13 protein-coding genes are annotated in these 23,746 nt (G+C 50.2%); all 13 read right to left on the bottom strand.

Annotated elements, in window-relative coordinates; genetic code table 11:
• Nucleotides 1-7: 7 nt before the first annotated feature.
• On the bottom strand, nucleotides 8-754 hold the full coding sequence (locus HI950_RS04525; RefSeq protein WP_169081388.1) for a MerR family transcriptional regulator: 747 nt from the start codon (nucleotides 752-754) through the stop codon (nucleotides 8-10).
• A gap of 331 nt (nucleotides 755-1,085) precedes the next feature.
• The gene (locus HI950_RS04520) at nucleotides 1,086-1,493 is read right to left on the bottom strand and encodes a hypothetical protein (protein ID WP_169081389.1); all 408 of its coding nucleotides are present in this window, start codon (nucleotides 1,491-1,493) and stop codon (nucleotides 1,086-1,088) included.
• 658 nt (nucleotides 1,494-2,151) lie between these two features.
• Nucleotides 2,152-4,575 (bottom strand): glycosyl hydrolase family 95 catalytic domain-containing protein, encoded by a 2,424-nt coding sequence (locus HI950_RS04515; RefSeq protein WP_169081390.1) that lies wholly within the window; start codon nucleotides 4,573-4,575, stop codon nucleotides 2,152-2,154.
• Between the two features lie 41 nt (nucleotides 4,576-4,616).
• A complete protein-coding gene (locus tag HI950_RS04510) occupies nucleotides 4,617-5,768 on the bottom strand; it encodes a glycoside hydrolase family 88/105 protein (RefSeq protein ID WP_169081391.1) in 1,152 nt (383 codons plus the stop codon).
• A gap of 19 nt (nucleotides 5,769-5,787) precedes the next feature.
• Nucleotides 5,788-6,930 carry an oligogalacturonate lyase family protein gene (locus tag HI950_RS04505; protein ID WP_169081392.1) on the bottom strand — a complete coding sequence of 381 codons (1,143 nt, stop codon included), beginning with the start codon at nucleotides 6,928-6,930 and terminating at the stop codon, nucleotides 5,788-5,790.
• 37 nt (nucleotides 6,931-6,967) lie between these two features.
• On the bottom strand, nucleotides 6,968-9,043 hold the full coding sequence (locus HI950_RS04500) for a glycoside hydrolase family 65 (RefSeq protein ID WP_169081393.1): 2,076 nt from the start codon (nucleotides 9,041-9,043) through the stop codon (nucleotides 6,968-6,970).
• Nucleotides 9,044-9,088: 45 nt separating this feature from the next.
• On the bottom strand, nucleotides 9,089-11,368 hold the full coding sequence (locus HI950_RS04495) for an AraC family transcriptional regulator (RefSeq protein ID WP_169081394.1): 2,280 nt from the start codon (nucleotides 11,366-11,368) through the stop codon (nucleotides 9,089-9,091).
• 106 nt (nucleotides 11,369-11,474) lie between these two features.
• Nucleotides 11,475-13,670 carry a glycoside hydrolase family 88/105 protein gene (locus HI950_RS04490; protein WP_187768024.1) on the bottom strand — a complete coding sequence of 732 codons (2,196 nt, stop codon included), beginning with the start codon at nucleotides 13,668-13,670 and terminating at the stop codon, nucleotides 11,475-11,477.
• Complete coding sequence (locus HI950_RS04485) at nucleotides 13,670-15,028, bottom strand: Gfo/Idh/MocA family protein (protein ID WP_169081395.1); 1,359 nt, start codon at nucleotides 15,026-15,028, stop codon at nucleotides 13,670-13,672. Before HI950_RS04485 ends, HI950_RS04490 begins: the two co-directional genes overlap by 1 nt.
• A gap of 53 nt (nucleotides 15,029-15,081) precedes the next feature.
• Nucleotides 15,082-16,626, bottom strand: a complete 1,545-nt coding sequence (locus tag HI950_RS04480; RefSeq protein WP_411268058.1) for an extracellular solute-binding protein — start codon at nucleotides 16,624-16,626, stop codon at nucleotides 15,082-15,084.
• 87 nt (nucleotides 16,627-16,713) lie between these two features.
• Nucleotides 16,714-17,583 (bottom strand): carbohydrate ABC transporter permease, encoded by an 870-nt coding sequence (locus HI950_RS04475; RefSeq protein WP_169081396.1) that lies wholly within the window; start codon nucleotides 17,581-17,583, stop codon nucleotides 16,714-16,716.
• Entirely contained in the window at nucleotides 17,583-18,461 is an 879-nt protein-coding gene (locus HI950_RS04470) for an ABC transporter permease (protein ID WP_223285132.1), read from the bottom strand. Before HI950_RS04470 ends, HI950_RS04475 begins: the two co-directional genes overlap by 1 nt.
• Nucleotides 18,462-18,935: 474 nt before the next feature.
• Nucleotides 18,936-23,126 (bottom strand): S-layer homology domain-containing protein, encoded by a 4,191-nt coding sequence (locus HI950_RS04465; protein WP_169081398.1) that lies wholly within the window; start codon nucleotides 23,124-23,126, stop codon nucleotides 18,936-18,938.
• Nucleotides 23,127-23,746 lie beyond the last annotated feature (620 nt).

Genomic DNA, 23,746 nt, shown 5'->3' with positions numbered 1-23,746 from the left:
GCTATCGTTATCCGTTAGCGTAAGAATCGGCCGCTGCAGAAAGGTAATAAGCCAATCCAACTTGTTGACCTTCAAGCATGCGAAGATGAAAGTCATCGCCAAGGAAAAATCGGTTTTGCGATGCAAAATCCGTAGCTGATATCGAATGCCCATGCTTATTCAGATATTCAATATGGCTGCGGAGTAAACGCACGATTTTCTCGTCATTATGCTTTAACCCCGCTCGTAAAGCTCCTGCCATACTCGTCATAAACAATGTTGCTTCAGCGGCCATATCATTCATGCTCTGAATATCTAATTGAGCCGAATCAAGCAAATCAAAATCATACGTTTCTTTCAAATGCTCATTTTGCTCCTTCATCGCCTCTTTCCAATCTTCCTCGCTTTCAAAACCTTTAAACATTTCATTAACGTCCATTTGTTCTCCTTTCTCCATGCAGGTTGTGGATTTTCGCAATGTGTCAATAATTGTTTCCAGTCTTTGCTTTCGGTGGAGAAGTAGCTCCTCCTGTTCCAAGAGGATGGAGGATCGATTTTGCTTCCCTTCAAGCAGTTGCTTGATTTGCTCCAAGGTAAAGTCCAGTTCCCTGTACAGTAGAATCTGCTGCAAGCGTTCCAACTCTTTCGTTCCATAAAGCCGGTATCCGGCTTCACTCATCTCGCATGGCAAGAGGAGCCCAATTTTGTGATAGTGGTGCAGTGTTTTGACGGTTACCTTAGATAATGACGATACTTCCTTTACCGTATATAGCATTAGCACTCGCTCCTTTCTTTATCGAGTTTAAAGGCTTCCCTTAGGGGAGAGTCAACAATGTCTCGGAGTAGGGCTGATCGCACCTCTTGGTATCTTCACTGTAAACTGAATAATTTGGACTTTGTACAAAAAAAGAGCGCCTCTGTATCATGGGAGTTGGAAACGGGTCTACAGCCCTTTAATCTCACCATCAGGAGGTCGCTCTACTATGAAGTTTAAATCACAGGATAAACAAAATCAACGCATTGAAAACATTTCCAACTGCCGCTTCAATGATTGAACTATCGTTCCCCGTTAGTTCAACAACCGACCCCTTAATTAAGTTATTAACCTAAGATCTTTCCTTAGGTTTATCCCCAATCAAGCCCAACAAAAACATTTGAGAAAAAGCGTACCCTTTATACGTTTTCGATACACATGAAGGAATTGTCAGCTCAAGGTCCAAGTAGGTAGTTAGTATCCGCTGTGTGAATTCTTTTTGATTCGTTAAGGAATATTCCTGCAATTGTTTTGCAAACTCCTTGTTAACGTGTTCTCTCCCCCCAAGCGCTTCTTGCAATTGGTACCCTGCCATATATAGTTCAGCAGCTACATCTTCATCAGCTCGCTGATGTTCAGCTATATAAGACGAAATCCAGTCACGCACTAGGGACGAGGTATCTTTATTATTTTCCTTAGCTATCTGTTGAAAACTCTCTTTTATGTCTTTTGATATACGTATTTGTAAATTCGTATCCATTTAGTGGATGCCTCCTTAATTTGAATAAGCTAATTGTAAGCTATTTGTAATAACAACGTCAATACAATGTCATCACTAAAAAAGTCCATTTTAATACTTGTAATACTCATGCTGTAAATTGTTCTCCCGTTGATGTACTCGCCTTGTTTCCTAAATTTATACACCCATTTACGAACTCTATCTTTATCTTGTATTCCATACTTCCATCCTTCTCGGTAATTTGCCTGTACGTCCACTTATCCTCCTCGTGTAACGTACGGCTTCTTTCCTTACTTCATTTGAATACAATTTATTCGGTTGCTCTTTTTTCCTCATAAAAATACACCCCTAAGTATCATCGGTATCCCATTTGGGTTTTTCCAATGTCTACTATAAGGGTGCACTTCGTTCCGCCTTGTTGGTGTTTTATTGTTTAAACTCAATTGATCTTTCACTTTCTTTGTCCTTTAAGACTAGTCAGGGCTCTTTGCAACCTACGTTTAGCGAGCCCTCTTCCTCTGCAAGTGGGCATGACACTATGCTGTATACTGCTGCTTGAGTTACATGCTATCGCGCACTCTTGTTCCATTATTGGACTAATTCGTATGTTTTGCAGATATGGCAATGCATCTAATCAAGGTCCAACTCCCCATTGGCGTCCCCCGTTATTTAAATATTTTCAATTTGAGGATTCAAAAACAACCGATGACGCCCCGCTCTTCATCCGCAACGAAAAGTACGCGGTACCTAGCGGTGAAGGCTGAACATCTTCACCGGTTATTCGGCAGGCATACGCCCAATCCGGCAGCTTGACGATTATGTCGGTATCCCTATCTGCCGTCAGTTCTGCTCTGAACGAACCCGTTTCTTGATTCCAAGATAGCGCCACTTTGCCCGTGTGGAATCTCCAATCGGCCAGACGCCCCCGTTTCCAACGACCCGGCAGCGCCGGCAGCAATTTAATAAGATTGTCCGATACTTGAAGCAGCTGCTCCTGCACAGCATTCACCCATCCCATATTGGCGTCCAATTGCACTGGAGCCGTAGGCATTTGCATCGATACGCCCATTCCCCGCCAGTCATTATGGAGCGTGAAAAAATTAGGCAGCAGACTCGATCTGGAGAGGATATCCAGGCAATTCAAGGAACGGTCCCCGTCTCCAAAACGTGCATAAATAGCAGCCATATGAGCTAGCGACCACCCGCTTTGAGCTCCGATCTCGCGCCGCTGCACAGCCTTTTCAAACGCACCGAACAAGTTAGGGTCACTCTCTTGCGTTAATTCCTGCCCAGGGAAAACGGGGTACAGATGTGATAGATGACGGTGTGCGTACCGATCTTGAAAAGCAGGATGAATCCACTCACTGACCGCGCCGTCCTTATTTAGCCGATAAGCAGGCAATCGCGTCAGCATGCGGCTCCATTCCTTCTCTGCCTCCGGATCGCCGCCCGCCTTCCGATTCGCAACTATTAGGTGCTGCAGAAGCTCTTTCAGAATGGCAACATCCATCGTCGCATTGATCGCCGTAGGCATCGGGTGAGCAAGCGGTTTTCCATCCGCCGGCATGAAGTTGAGCGGGGTATTCTCCGGCGATACTGAAGGATATATTTTGTAAATCCCATCCGTATCCGTATCCGTAACCAGGAAGTCCTCGTAAAACCGCAGCGCCTCGAGCATGAACGGCAGCGCTGTCTCCTGCAGAAATTGAACATCTCCGGTAAAACGGAAATGTTCATAATAGTGCCGGGCCAGCCAACCGGCCGCACCGGTCCAATTCAAAATGACAGGCACAATCTGATTAGGAATGCCGATGCCCGGCGTGGAGCCTGCCGGGATATAGATACCGCGGCAGCCATACAGTTTGCTTGCATTTTCACGAAAGTCATCCATCAATCCCTCATAGTAACGGAATAAGGAAGGGACGAGTTCGCCCAGACCTCCAACATGCGCATGCCAATACATCATCTGGATGTTCTCGTTCGCCATGTTGTGACACCATACCAGCCTGTAATCGCCTCCCCACAGCCCATAAAGACCGAAAGGCTCCGCCTCTTCCGCAGACGAGGTACCACTCAAGAACAAATAACGGCCATAAGCCCACATCTTACGAACGAGCGCCGGCGGCGCCTCCCCCTCATACGCATCCAAAAGCAGCCGCTCATTAGATCGCAAATCATCGTCTGGATCATTGAGCTCCAGCGAAGCCGAATGGTACAGCGGACGATGAAGGGCGATATGGCGCTCTAGCAGCATTTCATAGGAGGAATCGACGACAGGCTCAGCCAGTTCCTGCTTCAACCGCTCCCAGTCCTTGGAACGCTCGCCCAGGACGAACAGTTTCACCAGCACCAGCAGCCGCCTTGCTCCCTCAAAGCGGATTACGCTTCCCTTAGCTTCGATGCTGCCGCCATCCGGAATGACCCGCATGACTGCTCCGAAATCCGTTCCATCGTCATTCGTTCCTGCGAACCACACATAAGCGTCGCCTGCTCCTGTTTCAATCGATTGCTCGAGCTCCTTGAATTCCGGCGTATCCGCCCAGCGATCACTCGGGTGAAGATCAAGGCCGATCTCCCCCGATACGATGGCTTCCTCATACCCTCCGAGCTCATAGACAACCAAATCGTCGGCGCGCGAAACGAACAGCCTCCGACGGTACCGGCTCGGCCCGTCTGTCCAGCCTACCGTTACTTCTCCGCTGTCCATTTCAAGCATCCTGCTGTACCCGCGAAAGGCATTGCCGCAGGGCATGACAAGCCGGATCGCAGCAAGCGGGAATCTGGAAGCGAGCTTCGTCCCGTAACCGCGCTCTTTTAAAGCATTCGCGAGCTGCCAGCTTGCCTCGGCATATCGCTCTGTATCCATCAGCCTGCGGGTCTGGGCTAGGGTACCGCTTACATCCGGCAGCTCATCCTTACGCCCCCAATGCCATAGACGGGCATGATTAAGCAGCACTGTCTCTTCCTGTACGCCGCCAAATACGGATGCGCCAATAACGCCGTTGCCAGAGGGAAGCGCTTCGCGCCACATATTCCGCCACCATGACGCGGGATAACTCATCAAAAGCTTATCGGCGCTTCGCTTTTCTTTTTGCTGCCGCATCCGTATTTCCCCCTTCAGTTAATCTTCTTCCTGCCATCTCGTTAAATAATGCCAGAATCCATCTGCCCGCGAAGCCGCTCCAGCTCAACGCTCGCCAGCAGCAGAGGGGCAACGCCCATCAGTACATCGCTGACGACCTTCTCGCTCAAATAATATTCATAGGAGCCGTCGCGATACTTACGCCCGCCCAAGCCGGCCCCGTTACAAATGCTATGGAGATGAACCCCTTGTTCATCCTCGGTTACGAAGCGCTCAAGGATTCCATCATATGCGCGCTCCACAGCGTGCCTGTCAATCTCAGCTAAATAGCCGAGCCGAATGCCTTTTGCCAGCGCATACGTCAACATACAAGAGCCCGACGACTCCAAATAGTTTCCTTGGCGGCCGTTGCAGTCCAGCAACTGGTACCATACGCCGCTCTCTTGATCCTGTACGCGCAGCAATGCATTAGCCATCCGCTCAAAAATCCCCATCAGCTGTCCTCGTTTCGGATGATGAACGGGAAAATGCTCAAGCGAGTCTACGAGCGCCATCGCGTACCAGCCCATCCCTCGGCCCCACACGTGCCGGGAGCGGCCCGTGCTGCCTTCGCACCAGCGCTGTTCCCTACTCTCGTCCCACGCGTGATGCAGCAAGCCCGTTTGGGGGTTGCGCGTGCGCCGTTCAATCAGCAGCAGCTGATGCGCCGCTTCATCGAACCAACCGCCCTCGCCAAAGGTCTTGGCAAATTCGGCCATGAACGGAGAAGACATGTACAAGCCATCCAGCCACATTTGGAAGGGATATATTTTTTTATGCCAATATCCACCTTCATCCGTACGGGGCTGCCCGATCAATTGGGTAATTAGAAGCCGAGCCGCCTGCTCATACTTTGAATCCCCGCTCTCTCTCCATAGCCTAAGCAGGTTTTTTCCTTTGTTAATATGGTCGAGATTGTAATCCTCCAGCGTATAGCCGCGAATAGAGCCGTCCTCTTGGATGAAGACATCGATATGACGCTTCACCGTTGCTTGGTACTCGGGTTCTTCGGTCCAATCGCCGACACGCCCGATCGCCGTCAGCGCCATCCCGGCCACATAGCCCCACTTGTTGGCAATATTCGGGTGATATCCGTCTTCGCTTTGGGACAGGATCGTTCTGGCGACCCGAACGGATATACCTTCTGCATTAAGGGTTTCAGTTGCAGCGTTCATCAGCCTTCTCCTCCTTCGGTTATGTTGCCATCAACGGCAAAGAACTAATATCTTCTGGAATCTCGACTAAATACAAATTGCCATATCCGTTCTTATCGCTTGTGAAAAGCAGCCTTTTTCCGTCCGCATTAAAGCGCGGATGGGCATGTACCTTCTGCGAATGAAAGCTGCATCTCAGCTCGCATAGTATTCGTGGTCCTTCATACACGCCGTCAATTTTGCGCCATAAGCTCAGCGTCTTGACCGCTCCCTTCCCATCGACGATCACCTGCCCCAATCCGTCCGCGTATCCATGCCAAGTATCGAAGCCGAACTCCGTCTCTTCCATGCCTGTATTGTCATATCGAATACTGCCGAAAAAGTTGGTACCGTCCACTCGGAATCCATGATAGCCGACCGTTACGCCATCCGGATAAAAAAATTCATGACCAACCTTCTCGCCATCCTCCAGCCGCTCCCTGATCTTCCAAGCATGGCCGGTGCGCAGGTCCAGCCCCCAGATACGATGGTCAACCAAATGCCATGGCCCTTCGTGGCAAAAGGTCATCAGCCAAGGCTCCTTCGGGGATGTATTGATATGGGTAATGAAGCGGTTCGCTTCATATACCTTCTCTCCGCCTCCGTCCTGTGCATGAATACGTACGATCATGCTGTGGGGGGCAGCCTCCATCAGCTCCCGATGGCCGACATAGCCGTTGCCTAAATCAAGTCGAATTCGATGCGACAGATCCTCTTGCACGCAGGTCATAACGAACCGGCCGTTGGCTGTCGCGTTTGCATTGCCTAAATGATAGCCCTCCGGCGCTTCGTAGATCAGCTTCTCTTCAAGCGATCCCAGATCCAGGCGAATAAGGCTTCTTCCCATCTTAACGAACGCCGCGCTTCCGTCAGGCAGCAGGCAGGCATCCAATCGATCCACATCCTGGTAATCCGTCAGCTGGGTTATCAAACCGCTCTTCACATGCAGGCTGTACAGATTCGTACAATTTCCCCTGTCCGAGATGAACAACAGTCGTTGATCTCCGTCATACCAACCGTTTTCCGTAAAATATAAATGATAGCTATGCGCCATATAATCAGTTAATTGCGTTACTTCAAGGCCTGTTAGCCGATCAATCTCCGTCTTCCGTTCCGAGGGCCACACCGTTCCTTTTGCAGACATGCTCTCGCCTCCTGAATGTTGAAAACTTTACAAACCTCTACAGCCAGGGCTTAAGCCCTTCCCATTTAACCGACCAGCTTCCATCCTGCGGGAAGCCTGGGTTGCGGTTAACCGAATTAGCCGCTATTTCACGGCTTTCGTTTTCCTTCCAGCCAGCAGCCATCATGGCAACGGCGGCCAGCAGCCCGCCGTTGCCCGGCAGATAAGCGGATAAGCCAGGACGCTGATAATTATGCCCGTTGGTTAGATACGTATTTTTGGAAGCATCCATCAAAAGGAAATCCACAGCAAGATCCGGTTCTCCGAGCCTTGCCGCCGTCATGGCACACATCGGGAAATCCCAGCCCCATGCCGATTCCCAGATCCATACTTCCTTCACCTTAAGGAGTGTATCCAGCATGACCTTGCGGTCGATTAGCGTGCCCGGCAATATGCCGAGTGCCCCCAGCATGGACGGATGGTCGCGATTTTTCGTCAGAAATGTTTCCGGGCACTGCTCATGGGCAAGATATACGCCCTCCGCCTGCGGAGGCTCGGCTAACGAACCAGCAACCTCTGCCCATAGCGGGTTAACGGGCAACTTCATGCGTTCAGCCCAGCGAATCGCAATTTCCAAGCCATACTTCCAGTATTCCAGCTCGTAAGGCGGGTTTTTGCTGTCCTGCATAGAATGGCATTCCTGCGCTGGAATAAGGGGCGGTCCCAGATCATAGACCCGATTCTCTTCATTCCAGTGAGCGAAGGAAACCATGAAATCAGCCGCCTCAAACACGATGCTGCGGAACCGCTCAAGCGTAGCGCTCGACGGATCCGCCCGATAGCAGAGCTCGGCGAGCGTCATCGGATGCGGCTGCTGCCAGATGAGCCCGTTTGCAACCGGCGATGGGCAAGGCTTGCCGTCGAAGCCTACCATTTTGGGCCAACGCGCACCTTTATAACCTTGAGACTGCGCCAATTCGCGCGCCACCGGTAGGATTTGCTCATACCAATCCATGCTGTTCAGCAAATAATTTTCTCTGCCCCACAATGGAAATTGAGCCGCATGCCACCAATGCATCTCCAGATGCGACTTGCCAAACCAGCTATTGTACATCAGGCCTGTTTCTTGCGGCGGCAGCGAGCCTCCGCTGTGCAGCGCAAGCAAGAATTGCGACAATATAACGCGTCTCTCCAGCTCATAGGCTCTTGGATCCGCGCTTCCGGAGAAGTCGATCGCCGCACCGCTCATCCAGAACGATTCCCAATGACGCGAGCTCGCGGACTTGATAGCTCCGACCTCTGCGGTTTGCGCCGACTCCTGCGCGAAGCCTATGGAGAATTCCAGCCCCTCTCCGCCCGGGTCCGGCAGCAGCGTGAACTCGTGCACACCGGTCCGCTCCAGGCTCCCGGCGCTCCAAGACCAGCTGACCTCATAGCGGTCCTCGTCCATGCTTCTCACGATAGTTGCCCCGTTAACGCCCTTCTTGCCCAGCTCCGTAAGATGCCTGCCGTCATTGTCCAGATCCGGAAATACAGCCTTGGCCCATGTGGTAGAGATCATATCAGGCGCAGGAAAACGGATGAACACCTGCAGCTTTCCCTGTTCAATTAACGGCGAATCGACTTTTACCCCGATGGCATCGATCGTCGGATGGCAAGCGGTCATGACATGAACCGGAACGCCGCACACTGCGAATTCGCTTGTCAAAATGCCTGACCATAGATTCATTTTTTGGCTAATATTCGTTATATCTTCGGCTCGCGCTTCTTCACCAGATTCCGATAGAAATCGAAACGAAATACGGCCAAGCTGAAGTCGGTGGGGATTCTGACGCAGCCAGTGGTACGCCTCTGGCTTGTCGCCCGGTTTCATCGCGTAGCCGACTTGCCTGCCGTGCGTATCGTATTCCTGGTATGCGGCATCGCGCTCGGTGAACCGCCCCGGACCGCCTGTATAATGCCATCCCCAATTGGACTGCGTTCCAAGCGGCACCTCATATTGATTCGGAAAAGTCTGCAGTCCGGTAATGTCGGCGCTGAAGGCAAACTCGCCGTTGCCTACGGAAAACGGGGACACAGGATCCCATTTATTCAGCTCCGGTTGATGGCGTTCTACGATCTGTCGTCTGTCCATTGGCTCCTCCTATTTACTAGAACCCAGAGGCTGCAAAGCCCATTATCATTCGAACGGGAAATCCATCCGGGTTCTCATCATATCCCGGTACTTTCCCGGGGTAATATCCTTGAATTTGCGAAAGCTGCGGATAAAGCTATTCTCATGTTGATATCCGACCATCAGCCCGATATCCGAAATACGGTCATCCGTCTTCAGCAGCAGCTCACTCGCCCGCTCGATACGAAGACGTGTCAAATAGTTATAGATCGTCTCGCCCGTTTCTTGTTTGAACAGCTGGCTGGCAAGACTGCTGCTAATGCCGATTGCTTCAGCTATCTCCGGTATGCCTATAGGCTCATTAAGATTTTGCTTCAAGTAGTCGATCATCCGTTGGCACATGATAAAATCCTTGCTCTCGGCCAACCGGCGGAAACGCTGCGCCAGCACGGTAACCCGGCTCTCCAGTTCATCTTTGATATCCTCCAGACGAAGGGTATCGAACCGGACATAGGTTTGACAATAGGTGCCGTCCGAGGCTGGCCGGGTCTGCTCGATCCTCTCGATGGCCGACTGCAGGAAGTTTACGGCCTCCGATGGGTACCCATACTGACTGCGGATATGATCGGTCATCCGACCGACTGCTTCCAGGGAACTAGGCTCATCGCCTTTTTCTATAGCGCCAATCAATTCATTCAGCGCGATTTCATACTGCAGCGGCTCGTTCACTTCATGCCCGGACACCTCTTGGAACATGATTACCTGGCCGTAGCCTTGGTACAACCGATATGTAAGCGCATTCTCCGCTTCCAGCATCACTTGCTTCAATTTTGCAATATCCGTCTGCGTGTTGCTGACCCCTGCCGAAACGCTGAATTTCAATAAACGCGACACAACCTCTAGCGATTCAGCCAGTTTGCTTTCGCATCGCTGACCTTCTATACGCGGCTGCAACAAGATGGCCGTCTTATCCGTTCCGAAATCGGCGCATACGATTCGCCACTGCGGCTCGAACAGTTCAGCAACAATATTGGCCAAAGCGAACTTTAACAGCGAGTGATCGCCGCCGGTAAATGTGCGAGACCATTCCTCGTATCGGTCGATTGACAGAATGGCCACCGTCACCGGCGCCGCCGTCCATTCTCCAAAATAACGGTTCCATTTCTCTTCAATATCCCGCTTCCCGCTAAGATTGCCGGAATAAATATCAGTAAGCAGCTTTGAGGCAGCCTCCGACATCGACTCTCTGACAAGCTGTGCCAGATGCGCGTGATTGGTAAGCAACTCACCGGCAAGCTTCTCTAGATCCATGCCCTCCGGTCCGCCCGGCTTGCGGTCATACCTGCTGAACAGCTGCTTGAGCCTGCGCACGGGACGGAAAGCCGCCGCATTAATATAGAAAATCGTTGCCCCGCCAAGCCCGAGAGCCGCAATGGATACCAAAAGAACCACCTTCGCCACCCGCTTGGACTTGGCCAGCAGGCTGTCCTGCTCAACGATCGACACGTAGCTCCAGCCCGTAATAGGCGATTCGAGTTTATTAATAAGCAATTGGCGATTCTGAATTGTGATATCCCCGCCATCGTCCTCTCTCAGCGTCTCAATCGCACGGTTTACCGACTCTTGATTGAAAGCATAGTTCGAAACCGAGTAGAGCAACTCGTCATGTTCGTCGATAATATAGCGCATCCTGTTCAAATTGTTCATGATTGGCGGATTCAGCTTAGCGAACAATTCATCGTTTTTTAGATTCACGGCTACGATTCCTTTGAACTCCCCTTGAATCATGATCTTACGGAACAGCGTAACGCTCGAGCCTTTGCCTCCCGCCCCTTCAGGCACCATCCGTTTCTTAATGAGCGTCGTCCTCTCTCCGAATTCAGAGGCGACGCCGGTCCAGTCGGAATCGTCAAATGTCAGCCTATTGGAGCTGAAGCCCTGTGGAATTGCCAAGAAGCTTTCCCGGGTAAGATCATATACATAAATGCTTTTGATATACTTGGAATTGCTGATTAATGTCGATAGAAACTGGTAGGACTGCGTAATATTCGTATAAGAGCCCTGTACGTTGCTAGTCAAAAATTTGTAGACATTATCGCTTAAAGCAACTTGAATCGCGACCTTGTCGCTCTCGCTGACCAACTCGTCGATCACGTTCATATCGAGCTTCAGCATTTGCCGCTGCAATTCGCTGAGTTCTTCCTGCATCACCGACTTCGACGTGTTGTACGAGGTCAGACTTACTGCCAGAATAATGAGAAAGACGGAAACGGTCAAAATCAGCACAAGCCTCACTTGGGTATGAGCCAGATTATACTTCAACCATTTCTTGATAGACTGTGTCACGATAAATCCCACCTTATGCCGAGGATCCTTCTATTATAACGTGATCCTGCCCTCGCAACATACTCAGCCCGATCCTCTTACTCATACTCCAGACCTCCAGAACCGTTCAAGCCTTCTCTATCAACCAATCTTTCATTCGCTGCGTTTCAATGCCGGCTAGCAGTACGATGCCGATGCCATGCGTATCATTTAAGTTCCATCCTAAGTCATGCTTATAGTAAGCATGGGAGTATGACCAGCTGGAGCCTTTGCAAACCCCGTACAAATTCCCTCTTTTGTCGACGGCCCGCTCGCATAATCCCTGCCAGCCGGCTAGCGCCGCGCTGATGTACGGCTCCGGATTTTCGAGCCAGCTATGGCGAATCCCGAGCGCAAAACCGTAAATGAACATCGAGGTGCACGAGGATTCCACATACGACTCCGTATCAACTAGCACTTGATGCCACAGACCATGCTTGCCCTGCAATCTGCGGTATCCATCGGCCAGTTCCCGGTAGAAAGCAAGTATGGACGGATAGCTCTCATGCGTCTTTGGCAATACTTCGAGCAATACGGCCAGCGAGAAAAATACCCAGCCGTTTCCTCTGCCCCAGACCGTCCCGGAAGGCTTGCTATTGCGAACATCATACACATGAGACATGACCTGCCGATCCGCCATGTACAAATACTTCTTATAGAGCAGAAGCTGCCTTGCGGCTTCATCCATATAGCCCGTATCGCCGGTAAGCTCGGCATACCTGCACAGGAAAGGAACGCTCATGTACATATCGTCACACCACATCGTGTAATGCATGCTCGGCGAGACGCCGACTTTGCGATACAGCGCGCCGTCTTCCATGCGGTCCTGTACGTTCATAATGTAATGGGCAATATCATCCGCCACCGCACGCGAACCTTCAATTGAACGGAATCGATCTGCCATAATGGCCAACGCTCCGAAGGAGCCGCAGTCATCAAGACTATCGATATGCGACAGCTGGTTGTTTAAGCCTGCTGCTCCGAAACGCTCGCGGTCCCACAGCGAGTATGCATAAGTCGAAGTCGCGAACTCGACATGGCCCGCAACGTAATTCGCCAGATCTTCGTTCTGCAGCAGCCGGCTTGAACCGAGCAGCCCAGACAGCGTTACGCCAAGCGGATAATTCCAACGGCCGTACAGCTCATTTTCGAGAAATGGACGCACATGCGCTCCCGGCTGATCTGCCATCCAGAAGACATTCATGCGGCCGTCGGCCGCCACCTTGCCCGTTGCCAGATAATCAGACGGATCAATACTCGCTTCCGGCGATAGCGGACCCAGCAGCAAAAATTCACCTTTATAACCATGCACGAGGCGCCCGAGAACCAGATCAACGTTAGGCGCTGCAATGTCCCCAAGCTGAAAGCCCCATCCTTGGCCATCGCATCGGCAATGGGCGATTAGGTCGCAGCTCCCCGGGGCTGCACCAAGTTCGAAGGAGAATTCTCCCGATTCTTGAACCGCGTATACCTCTTTACCCTGCCATATAAACCGTAATGGACCGAAGGCGGTTCCGGCGATCGTGACTTGCTGCTTCGAGGCGGTACGGTTGGCGATCTTCGTCCATGCATAAGCGGAATAGCCAGGCTGCATGCCATATAAAAGATCCAAACGCCCATTCCCCTCTTCTCGTGCAGGCAGCCATTCCGCTCCTGTGGCTACCTCCGCTTGATTGGTGCCCGGGATGCGATTCAGCGGATGGGCCGATGGCGCCGTATAGATCCAGCCTTCCTCTCCGTCCCGCTCATCGGACGGAGCCAGAAAGTGAAAGGGCTTATTTTTGCGGCTGCCTGTCCCGAAGGCTGCTCCGCAGTTTCCATCCGGACCTACCCCCAGCTCCAAAACAAAGTGATTCCATCCCCGCAGCAGATTTATCTTTAGCTTAATCGGCAGCACGGCTGCGTTCGGATCCGCTTCGGACATCTCCTCCTCCGATGACGAGCCAAATCGTTGATCCCCATTGTGATACAGCTTCACTTGCCCGTAGCAGCGAAGATGGAAGATGAAGGCCTGCGGCTGATCGATCCAAAGTTTTGCCCAAGCGTAAACCCGCTGACCCGCTTCCATTTCCTTAAACATGCTTCTCAGCGGAAATTCATATAAGTGATCCGCGCTCTTGCGGACAGCGCTGGCCCGAGTCACCCGATAAACAGGTCCATGGGGCGGATTGTCGCCAACATACCGCTGCGCGATAACCTTAAGCACATGTGGGATGCTTCCGCCCTCCGTCTGAGCTGCCATACTTTCCATTGAATCGAAATACCGGCTTAGGTTTTCTGCCATTACATACCGCCTCTCTGGCCGCTTAGGCTCTCTTGACGTTCCAGCGATCCGCTGCTAGAAGTGCCGGTCCCGCTTTCCAGCACCTCCTCGATCGTAACCAGGCGATGCTCCTTCACCGAGCGCCAAACGGCTTCGCCCGTCGCTACCGAATAAGCGCCGTCAACCGCCCCCGATAAGATTCGGAACGGCCGTCTACGGTCCTCACCCATAAATAAATCTTCAAGCAGCAGCGGATCTCCCCCGCCATGGCCGCCTTCCCGGTGCACGACATGTATCGTTTCCTTTGAGCCGAACAACGGAAAGTAATCGATCGTTTGGACGGGCGTAGGGAAAGGCGTTCTACCAGGCATGTGATATTCCAACGTCTCAAGCCTACCTCGCGTCCCGTTAATGGCCAGCCGATAGCCTTCATAAGGCAGCGAGAAGTTGACGGAATAACTGAGCAGCGCTCCGCCGCTGTATTTCACGGTCGCGGCGTACGTATCTTCAATTGCTATTTCCGAATCGAAAATGCATCGGTCCGGGCGGTAATCCGAATAGGGAAACGCCGAAGTCTTCCCTGCATCAAGTGACCCAAGATGATCATCCGGCACTTTAAGATTCCGGCTGCGTGCATTCCACCGCGAGTAATACGAGCAGTCCTCGCTATGTGCGCAGGTGCTGCAAAATCTGCCGTCCTCCTTCTTCGGATTCGCCTCGCCTTCGGCGCCATAATAATTCAAAGCGCCAAATGCGAATACTTCTACCGGTCTCTGATCAATCCACCAGTTGACCAAATCGAAATGATGCGTGCTCTTGTGCACGGACAAGCCGCCCGACAGCTTACGGTCCCGGTTCCATCTTTTGAAATAGCTCGAGCCGTGATACGTATCCAAGTACCAGTTCAAGTCAATCGACGTTATTCTGCCAAGCTTCCCTTCCTGCACAATCTCCTTGATCTTCGTATGAATCGGGGCATAGCGATAATTGAAGGTCACGATAACCGAGCCCTTGCTCGCCTTCTCTGCTTCGATAACGCGCCTGCTGTCTTCACCCGTCGTTACCATCGGTTTCTCCGTAATGGCATCCAGATCATGCTCAAGAGCGGCAATCAAGTACTGCGCATGCGTGTCGTCGCGGCCTGCGACGATAATCACGTCAGGCTTCGTTTCAGCGACCATTCGATCAAACTCGTTCTCGCCATAGGTTCTTATGTCGGCATGCTCCGGGTATCTCGAACGGTACAGCTCAAAGCGCATCGGATCGCGGTCAAGCAGGCCGACAAGCTCGCAGCCTCCAGCGAAAGTGGTCAGGATAGGCTTGGCGAACATGCCCAGCGCACGTCCGCTCACACCGCAAATTGCGTATCGTTTTCTCATCTGATCCAATCCTTTCTTGCATTTACGAGATCATGATTACTCCCGCATACCGCTTATTCCTTCACTTTGGCATACCATTCTTGGACGCGCTTGGTGACGGCTTCGCCTCCGGCTTTATTCCAACGGTCTACGAACTCGTCAAATTTCTCTAACGGCCATTCGCCGATAACGATTTTCGTCAAATATTCTTGGAAAAGCTTATGCGATTGAATATCCGGGAAACCTTCGTACACCGTATTCGGCAATCCGTCACCGGCGATTCGACGCGCATCGGACGTGCTGACCGCGAAGACATCCTGAACCATCTTCTGCATGTCTTCCGGGATCGTCTCCTTGATTCGTACATCCATGTCTTCCTTGGTCGTCAGATTGCGCATACCAAGCGCGATCGGGCGGCTGTCCTCTGGAGGCAATATGACCTTCTTGCCATTTACGACTTCATGCTGCTGCCCCTCGATGCCAAAGCGAATAAATTCATCGTTGCTTTGGTCATAGAAGAAATCAAGCAGCTTAAGAGAGTATTCGGCTTTATCCTTTGCGGCAGTCGGGATCATCCACTCCGGCTCGCCCATGCTCTTCTGCGTGACAAATCCTTCAAAACCTTCAGCCTTAGGTACCGGCATGCCGACAACATAAGCATCCGGTGCTCCTTTGAGCATCGCAGTATAGCGGTCGCGGAGGTTGGCTGGAAGGTGGTACCAGCTTCCGACCAAGTTATTGTTGATTTTGGCCTGCCAAACATCTCCTTTGTTCAGGAACGTCTCATTGTCTAACAGCTTCTCTTCGTATAACTCTCGAATATATGCGATAGCAGACTTCATATTTTCCGTAACGCCGGCGTATTGAATCTCTCCTTCATAGATATCCCATTCCGGTACGCCTTCCCACATCGCAACACCATACATGCCGAACAGATGGTCCATCCATTTGCCAAACTCGCGCCCCGAGGTAGGCAGCTCATCCGCTTTGCCATTGCCATTCGGGTCCTTGTCCCGGAATGCCCGCAGAACCTCCGTATATTCCTCTGTTGTTTTCGGCACAGACAGCCCCACCTTGTCAAGCCAGTCCTGACGGATCATCGGTGCCCGCTCGGGTACGAGAAACACTTTAGGCACATAGTAAATATGGCCATCCGGGGAAGCCGAGCGTACGATATCCCACGCTTCTTCAGGAATGTTCTTCCAAACATTAGGCGCGTACTTAGGCAGCAATTCATCGAGCGCCAAAGCGCCGCCTTGCTTGATTAACGTCTGCTCGATGCCGCCAATCGGGCGGAGAATGTCAGGGAGGTCATCGGAGGCAATCATCAGATTCAGAAATTCCGTCGGCTCCGAGCCTGGTGCCGTCGTCATCAGTTCGTATACGACACCCGTCTTCTCCTCCACATATTTCACATGCTCATTATCTTTGCCCGGAATGGTTCCTACGCCCATATGGCTTTTGAATACTTTCACCGATACGGGCTTGTTCTTCTCCGCGTCATTCACGGAAGCTGCAGGCTTCTCTCCATTGCCCGTGCAGCCGGAGAGAATCGAAACGACCAGCAGCGATGCCAAAGCGGATACTTTAGCCGACTTTCCAATTACATGTTTCATCATGTGTTTAGTCCCCCTTTAAATGTATGAATACTATATATCAAGCCGGCGATTCGGCCTCATACCTCTTTTCTTCCGCCAAAAGACCATTTATTCTTTCAAGGAGCCAAGCATAGAGCCTTTCACAAAATATTTTTGCAAATAAGGATATACGAGAACGATCGGAATCGTTGCGAATAAAATTGTAGCCGCTTTCAATGTTGTCGTATTGAAATCGTAGTCACCTAGAACCAGATTCACTGCGGCAAGCTCCTCTGGCGAGGTCAAATACGCGCGAAGCTTCGTTTGAAGCGGCCATTTCTCCGGATCGCGGATGAACAGCACCGCCCGTTGAAAGGTATTCCAATAGCCTACCGCATAAAACAGGCTTACGGTTGCCATCACCGGCTTCGAGAGCGGCAAATAAATTCGGAATAAGATTCCGGCCTCATTGCAGCCGTCGATCCGTGCGGAATCATCAAGTTCTTTCGGGATACCTGTAAAGAAGGTACGGATAATGATCATGTTGAACGTACCGATCACCCCAGGCAAAATGAGTGACCAAAGCGAGTTCATCATGCCCAGCTCGCGCACCGTTAGAAAAAACGGGATCATCGGCGCATTGAAAATCATGGTAATGATAATACCGAGCATGATCGGCTTGCGGATGAGAAATTGGTTATGCGATAACGGATAAGCCGTCAGCACCGAGAACAGCATGCTCAGAAAAGTCCCAGCCACCGTTATATAAACGGTAATACCGAACGACCTCCATAGTCCCTCATTTTGCAAAATGTGCGCCCAGGAAGCCGCCGTGAATTCAACAGGGAACAGGAACACCTGCTTAGAATCCGCCGCTATCGGCGAGCTGAACGAGACGGCCAGCAGCTGAAGGAGCGGCAGCAGCATCGTGGCAGCCGCAGCGATTAGAAACGCATAATTGAAAAACTGGAATAGTTGGTCTCCTGTCGTTTTTCTCATCACCACAACCCCTGTTCTGTTTTTCGAGCCATGCGGTTAAATATCCACAATAGCACAAAGCCGATGACCGATTGGAATAATCCGATCGCTGTCGTGACGCTGTACTGTCCTTGCAGCACGCCAGCCCGGTATACGTACGTCTCGATGATATCACCGACCGAATACGTCATCGGCGTCAATAAATTATAAATCTGATCAAAGCCAAGCTCCAAGAAATTCCCAATATTCAATAGAAACAGTACCAGTATGGTTGGGAACATGGTAGGCAGCGTTATATGGGTCGTCTGCTTCCAACGGTTTGCCCCGTCCATGACAGCCGCTTCATATAAGCTTGGATTAATGCCTGCGATCGCAGCCAAGTAGATAATCGTTCCCCAGCCCACATCCTTCCAAATGCCAGAGATGACGACGATAGCTCGAAAATATTGCTGTTCCTGCATGAACAGAATCGTTTCCTGCCCGAACCACCCTCGTATCATATTGAAGACGCCTTGACTCGACAGCAGTTCGAATACGATGCCCCCTACGACTACCCAGGACAGAAAATGCGGAAGATAGAATAAACTTTGCATGACCCTTTTGGCAAGCATCAACCTGACTTCATTAAAGAGTAGAGCTAAGATGATCGGTGCAGGGAACCCAAAAACAAGTTGATAAAGGGCGATTATCGCCGTATTCCTTAATACTAAATAAAAGTCCTCGTACGTGAAAATAAATTTGAAGTTATCGAGTCCAACCCACGAGCTTGAAAGCATGCCTTTAAAAATCTGATAGTCTTGAAACGCGATCACGCTGCCTGCCAGCGGTAAATATTTAAACACGAGATAATAGATGATGCCAGGCAGTACCATGACGTAGAGCATCCAATACTTTCGCATATTAACGAGATAACGATTCTCCTTCAAGTTGAATCTCCCAATCGATACGCGAGTGGAGCCAGGCTCCAAATGATCTTGCGTATTTGCCATCGTGAACCTCCTTCGCTTCTTGTACCGCCATCTTACCTGTTCAAGTGCAGCTTAAACAATTGATCAATTCAACATGGCACACACAAATCCGCGATCTCGTCCAAATTGGTCGAATAGCGCACTCAAACCGCGATAAGTTGATGAACAAATGCGGCTGCCCCGCTGTTCGGATTCTCTTCTTCCGGCATCAAAAAAAGCCGTAGCAACAAGGCTTCAGCGGATTTGTTGATGCTGTGGCGGATTGGTTTGTTGACGCTTTGCGACTTTCCTCAGCGTACCTATGCTTGCCGGAATCAAAAGAAGACTGCCGAGGTTTTCTCGGCAGTCTTCTCGGATAGAAAGCTATCCCTACCCTATTTTCTAGCTTGTAAGCAGGTTACCTTCTTACTTATTGTATACGCTGTAAAGCAGGACTGCGGCTTCCGCTCTGGTCGTATTCGCAAGTGGATAAATCATACCGCCGCTTCCCTGAATAAGGCCTTCTTCAACCATCTTCGCTAATTCTACTGCTGCATAGTCTGCAACATCTTCCCGATCAGCAAAACGATCCAGGCTGTTATCCTTTTCAGTTGCATTTAGTTTCTTCGCTATTGCCATAGCTCTTGCGGTCAATACGATCATATCCTGTCTTGTTATCGGCTCATCCGGATTAAAGCGATTTCCGCCTTTTCCTTTCGCAAGGCCAAGCGCTTTAGCTATACCAACTTCTTCATAGTAATAGGCTGCTTTATTCAGATCAGCAAAATTCGAATCGGCTTTGGCCGTTAAGCCAAGAGTTTTAATCAATAATAAGATAAAGTCTGCCCTGGTAACAGCGGCAGCGGGTTCGAACGTATTCTCTCCGGTTCCATTGATAATGCCTTTGGATGCCAAGACGTTTACCGAATTTTTTGCCCATGCGTATTGTTCCAAATCGTCAAAGGTTTTAAAAACAGACACTACCGCGAATGACCCCGCACGGTTGGTTGCGAATGTGACCATTTCTGCTGCCGCATCATACCTTCCACTTGGTACTGGCTGAGGATTTCCCTGTCCGTCTATAAACCATGCCGTAATATGTTCCGGACTCATCAGTTCCTCGGCGGTCGGTTTGAATGGCACAGATACGATTACGGGTTTCTCTGGATTGTTGAATTCTAATTTTTGACCGTCGGCCATTACATTCAGACTGATAACTGGGCTATGGCCGAGTTTGTTCTTTACCTGCGCAGGAAGATCCGTAATTTCCCTAGTACCGATGCTTATTCCGACTTCTTTCGCTGAGACATTAGCGCCCGAGAGCATACCCGCCGGGATGATCATTGTTCCTAGCGCTGTTTTTATTTCTATTTTCCGGAATGTATCGTTAAGGGTAAGATATTCGGCCGGAAGTACTGCCGTATAGACCTTTGCTCCTTCTACCTTTGGGATATCGACTGTGATGATCTTATACCCGTCTTTGTCCATGGATACCTTTTCAAAAGCAGCTGTAATGTCCTTCAAAGTCAGCATAATGTTAGCCTCTCCCGTGTTGGGAACTAAGACCGGTTTGGAGGGTCCCTCTTCAGGCTTGCCGGAGTTATCCGGTACTGCGGGCGTACCCAATGTTCTAACCTTCACGGTATTGGATTTTTCTGATTCTCCGCTGGCGTTTTGGGCTACGATGTAATAGGTGTAATCGACACCGGGCATTACCGTGCGGTCATAATATGCCCCTACCTTGGCAGAGCCGGGATTGTAGACACTCTCGCCAACGGATTCCCTATAAATATTGTATTGGGTTGCATCGCCATGGGCTGCCCAGATAAGCCCAACGAATGATTCGCCCACCAAACCCGTGATCAGATCGGAAGAGGCTGAGGGCACGGGCACTGCAATAGTAAGAGCATCGCTCTGAGCCGACTCTCCCATTTCGTTTACTGCCGTTACCTTGTAGCTGTAGCCTGTCTCCGTCACAGTAATGCCGTCGTCGATGAAGTCGGCCGACTCGGTGCTGCCTATCAGGGCATAACCATTTTCGCTATTCCCTTTTCTATAAAGGTTGTAACGTTCTGCCCCGTCTACCGGATTCCATTTCATTTCGAAAGCGGATGTCGTAGCTGTACCTGCTAAAATGCCAGAAGGTACTTGTGGAAGAAGCACGGGCTGATTAGTAGCGGCACTAACGCTGCTTGACTTCTCTGACTCGCCTCCAATCCCTATCGTCGATACCTTATAGAAATAGGCAGAGGAAGGACTCACCGTCTTATCGGTGTATTCAGCCGTTAACGAACTGCCTACCTTTTGGTATGAGCCTTCAGGTGCTGCAGACCTGTATATATTGTAGCTTGTGGCGCCGTCCACCGCTGTCCAGCCAAGCCCCACGCTCATGCTCTTTGCCATTGAAACGGTTAACCCTGTAGGCATAGGCGGTACCGGCTGCGCGGGATCAAAAGTAACCGCTTCCGCAAAAGCGGAGTATGGAGATTCACCTCCGGCATTCAAGGCTGATACTTTATATTGATAGGTAATCCCTTTAATGATGGCAGCATCCTCATAAGCTGCCGTTGTGGTGCTGGCAACTGCTTTAAAAACTTCATTTATAGAAGAGGAACGATAAATGAGATAAGAAGCCGCGTCACTCGCTGGCGACCAATTAAGCGAAACAGAATCGCCTGATGCGAAAGCTGCCGTAAACCCGGATGGACCCTCGGCTGGAGGTTCAGTTTGCGGGTTTGTCGGCTTCAGGATAACATAATAGCTGCCTTTCGAAGTGCTTCCATTCCCCCCCATCGTTACCAAAGACCCTGCAGAATATTGCTTTTTGTATAGCCGGTACAGCACCGGTTGATCATCAGCAATAGTCTCCCCCGAATCCTCATAGGCCGATAACCATGAAGGAAGCTCAGGAATCCTCGTATCGTAAACCACATATACGTCTGCATCGGCAGCCAAATAGAAGGAAAGCAAGTCACTGCTAGTAGCGCTTCTAGATTCCATCGCCGCCCTAATCCATTCCATGCCTATCAGCGCATCCGGTATGGTTACGAGCTTGTAGATTTTGGAGCCGGTCGATCTATCTCCGTACTCCACGTCTCCCGGCTGAAAATTTTGCTGAACCGACCATTTGGACGCATTTACGCCTCCGTTTTTACTATTGTCGTTAATTACGACATTTCTGACCCATTTCCCGTCCATACTGGCTATTGGCGTTGGAACTGGCGTTGGTTTCGGTTCTACCGGCGGTATGAACGGCGGTCCGGACCATACTGCCGGAGTTAAGGGATAATTCGCAGGGAATCCGGAAATCGCCAGCTCGTTCAAATAATCTTCCAGATGGGTATAGCCATCTCCATTGCTGTCACCGTTTCCGTCACTCGAATCATTCTGATTCAATCCTTTTGCTAGTTCCCAGGCGTCGGGCATGCCGTCCCGGTCCGTATCGGCTGTGGCTGTTTCTTTTTTCAATACAGGGTATCCGCCTACATCATTCTCATGTCCAATAATCGCTCCGGTCTGATTCCTTACATCATCCACAATCCGCTGATCAACCGCATCCCTTGCCAGTGACGACCCGGAATGGCTCAAAACATGGTCGTATGCAGCTTCGGGTAATTCCGTATGGACGAGGGGATATTCAAACCGCTCTGGAACCATAATACTAGGCCTGTCAGTCTCCATCATGCCTGCACCCGTATCTGTACCGTCCAGAATACCGTTTTTATTGCTGTCGATACGATTGTTATGGAGATACAGCTTGTAGTTCTCGTTTCCGCGCACAACTGCGTACTCTGGGTCTACGGAGTTGATCCCTGCAATAAAATAATTCCCGACGACATTACCGAACCCTTTGGTACCGGATTCACCGCCAGCAACATAAGGAAATTGGCCCCAGTTGTATACGACATTGTTGACGAAGTCCATCTGCCCTTTCGTTTTGGGATTTCTGTCGTTATTATGAGCATAGAGATTATGATGCATGGTGATGGTATTCATTTCAATCAGACCACCCATAGAATGGGAAAGAAGAGCCTCCGATATAATCGACCACTGAACCGTTATGTTTTTGGACCTAGGATTATCGTAATCCTTGCTTTTGATGGACAAGACTTCATCCGTCGCCCATGAAAACGAAGAGTGATCGATGATCACATTCTGGCAGTCTTCGAAATACATCGCATCATCTTTAACGCTTAGCTCACCCATTCGAAAAGTCAAATACCTAATAATGATATCGCTGCAATCATAGAACCGAATATTGTTAGAGCGGATGGTTACGCCGTCCCCCGGCGCAGTCTGCCCCGCTATGGTAATATTGGATTTATTTTTTAATATAATCTGTGGGGTAGTAATTTCTCCCGATATGTCAAATACGATGGTGCGAGGCGTATCCCCCACTGTCGTGAGCGCATCATAGAATGTTCCTGGACCTGTAAGCTCATAGCTGGTGACATGATAAACCTCTCCGCCACGCCCCCCTAACGAAGCATATCCGAAACCTTCTGCTCCTGGAAATGCCGGCAGTACGGGACTTGCCGCTTTTACTGTGGGACTCTGGAGCGGGAATAAAGAAAAACACAGAACAATACAAACAATTTGTGCCAAAAGCCTCTTCATCTTGCACCTCCGCAAAGTTATTAATGATGTAATCGCTTTCAAAAAGTTATTTGACAAACTGTCTCTAACCATTTCCTTATGCAATGCTTAAAATGGTTCCGCGTCTATATCATCTCTCCCGCCCCCTCTGTTTATAGTCACGGTCATCATAACCCTAGTGAAGAAGCCGCTCAATTGAAACATCCTCCAACGAATGCACAATTCCGATAATTCATTGGAATTGAAGGAATTGTATATCCCAGTGGCGATTGGTTGGTCTAACTGACTCTCTTTTTCCAAAAGCAAAAAAGGGCTGCCATGAGGTAGCCCTACCCTTATTGATTCAAAACATGTGGAAAAGGGTAAACATACGATAAGTGGGAAGTGGTACTGAAAAACAGCGAAACGGAATTCAATTTAATTTCCGAAAGGTTGCTGATTCACCATGAAAACACGAAGAAGGATAAAAAGTTCGAGATTTCTGCTTCGATACTTTTTGAGTAAGACTTAGCATTAGTAGTGTATTATTGAAATAAACCGCTTCCCACTTTAAGAGGACTCTGCGATATCATTCGCGGGGTCCTCGTTTTTATGGTCGTGACGGGTTCTTACTTTCAGACTTACTCTTTTTTGTCATGTAA

The sequence above is a fragment of the Paenibacillus sp. PL91 genome, assembly GCF_012935325.2.
GTDB lineage: Bacteria > Bacillota > Bacilli > Paenibacillales > Paenibacillaceae > Pristimantibacillus.
The sequence above is the reverse complement of the archived record's forward strand: the minus strand, read 5'-3'. Positions and strand labels throughout refer to the sequence as shown.